Source organism: Alteromonas antoniana (assembly GCF_019249295.1).
GTDB classification, from domain to species: domain Bacteria; phylum Pseudomonadota; class Gammaproteobacteria; order Enterobacterales; family Alteromonadaceae; genus Alteromonas; species Alteromonas antoniana.
The window spans coordinates 1-1,839 of sequence record NZ_JAESDH010000064.1; the positions used below are offsets into that span (position 1 = coordinate 1).

The following is a 1,839-nucleotide window of genomic DNA, read 5'->3' on the forward strand; positions in this document are numbered from 1 at the left end:
AGTCAGTTTATGATTATGTACAGTGACCGTGTATCACTATGATAAATAGCCACTTACACAGAAAATTTCACAGTCTCCATACGCTGCCTGCAAAGGTCTTTTACGATTGCAAAAAGAACTACTGTAAGACTGAAGCCAGTAACCCATAAAGATGGTTTTTATCGACGGGCTTTGCGACATGAGCTGTAAAGCCTAAATTTAAATAGCTGGATACATCCTCAACCATCGCATTTGCCGTAAGCGCGATGATCGGAATGTGGCTACTCAAATGGCGGATATGCTTCATCGCTTCAATACCATCCATCTCCGGCATTTGTATGTCCATTAAAATTAAATCAAACTCATCCTTTTCTGCTGCTTCGACCGCTAGTTTGCCATTTTCGACAATCGTTAAGGTTGCCTCGGTGCTTTCAAGTAACGCTTCGATGACAACTTGATTAATTTCGTTATCCTCGGCAACGAGTATTTTTCTGCCGGATAAACACGGTGCAACCAACGCTTTATGCTCAGTTTTATAAATCTCTTTGTCAGTTTTCGCTAGCGGCAGGATAACGTGTATCGCTGTTCCGCATCCTGGTTCACTTTTAACCTCTATTGCTCCATCCATCATATGTATAAGGTTTAGTATTATCGACATTCCCAATCCACTTCCACCAAACCTACGAGTTGTCGAATTGTCAGCTTGAGAGAAACGTTCAAATAAGCGGCTTTGAGCCTCTATACTCATACCAATCCCCGTATCAATCACATCGAAACCAAGTGCTTTTTCGTTATTGTGCTGAGCTTCGTAAATGTTAATTGTTACACTGCCTTTGTCAGTAAACTTGACAGCGTTACTCACGAGATTAAGTAAGATCTGTTTAACTCTGACAATATCCCCTAACCAACCATCGGAAAAGCCTGACTCAATATGGCTGATAAGTTGAATTCCTTTATTACTGACGATTCCATCTACATCGAATTTGACAGACTTCAATACCTCAATAACTGAGAACGGTTGTTTTTCCAATTGGAGCTTTTTGTCTTCTATCTTCGAGTAGTCAAGAATATCGTTTATGATCGTGAGTAGTGACCTGGCAGATGATGAGGCATTTCTTAGCATCAGTTCTGATTTAGCGTCGAGCGCATCGGTATCTATCATTTGCAAGCCACCGAGAACAGCGTTCATCGGAGTGCGAATTTCATGACTCATATTTGCCAGGAATTCGCTTTTCATCCTGCTGGCTTCTTCCGCCCTTTGCTTGGCGGTTTCAAGCTGTTGCTCAACAAGTTTTTGTTTAGAAATGTCCTGTATAATAGAGCAAATAAGTTCCTCGCCCATTGCACTCGTAATCTTTACGCCGTTGAGTTGGACCGGATACGTATGCCCGTCCTTATGGATATACTCTTTATAATAGGGCCCATAACGACCAGTAGTAGACAGGGATACCAGCTGAGCTTGCTCATCTTGCTCGTATTTTTGAGGGGTCAATTGCCAATAATCCATGTTATTAAGCTCATCAAGGCGGTAACCAGTAAAACGGCTCAGCTCTTCATTAACATAGTCAAATCCCCCGTCACTTAGCCTGTTTATCGCAATACCCACAGGCGCTAGATTGACCAGCTTTTCGAACTTTTCTTTTTCTTCTAAATACGCCGCACTGGCACGCTCAGCCGCTTCATTGGCTGAATGTAGTTGACTCTTTGCTTCAACCAGTTCTGTTATGTCTCTGCCTATTGCTAAAACCAGATTCTGATTGCCAATTGTTAATGCAGAAAGAGACCCGAATTCAGATAATAAGTGCACCACTCATGGTTAAACGGTGAGAAGAGATCAACTGCCTGTTGGTGGTACTCTGT

1 protein-coding gene is annotated in these 1,839 nt (G+C 42.3%); it reads right to left on the reverse strand.

Annotated elements, in window-relative coordinates:
• Positions 1 to 118: 118 nt before the first annotated feature.
• The gene (locus tag JKP77_RS22050; protein ID WP_220100238.1) at positions 119 to 1,786 is read right to left on the reverse strand and encodes a PAS domain-containing hybrid sensor histidine kinase/response regulator; all 1,668 of its coding nucleotides are present in this window, start codon (positions 1,784 to 1,786) and stop codon (positions 119 to 121) included.
• Positions 1,787 to 1,839 lie beyond the last annotated feature (53 nt).